The following is a 428-nucleotide window of genomic DNA, read 5'->3' as shown; positions in this document are numbered from 1 at the left end:
GCCCGCCCTTCTCGGCGGAGCCACACGGGTGGGGAATTTCGATGAGCGTCAGTGGGGAATTTCAGTGAGCGCGATCAACGCCGGCGTCTGAATCGCCCTGGGTTTCCCGGAGGCTCGGGCTATTGGATTTCGACCAGGGGTTGGTCGCTCCGTTGGGCATCGTAGAAGACGGCTTCGAACTCTGCGGGTGGGACGTCATTGAGGTAGCCGTGTAGGCGGGTGGTGTTGTGCCAATGGACCCAGCCCAGGGTGGCCAGTTCGACGTCCTCGACGGTCTTCCACGGCCCGCTGCGGGCGGGTCCGTAGATCAACTCGGCCTTGTAATAGCCGTTCACCGTCTCGGCCAGGGCGTTGTCCCGAGTCGTCAACTGCGCTCCATCCGGTCGGTGATCAGCGAATCGTTCGGGTGACGCACCCGTTCCACCCGT

1 protein-coding gene is annotated in these 428 nt (G+C 63.6%); it reads right to left on the bottom strand.

The features are described from left to right. Window positions 1-119: 119 nt before the first annotated feature. The coding region (locus tag BST27_RS30880) for an integrase core domain-containing protein (protein WP_249025755.1) at window positions 120-428 on the bottom strand (309 nt) is incomplete at its 5' end.

This window comes from Mycobacterium intermedium, assembly GCF_002086275.1.
Taxonomy (GTDB): Bacteria; Actinomycetota; Actinomycetes; order Mycobacteriales; family Mycobacteriaceae; genus Mycobacterium; species Mycobacterium intermedium.
The sequence above is the reverse complement of the archived record's forward strand: the minus strand, read 5'-3'. Positions and strand labels throughout refer to the sequence as shown.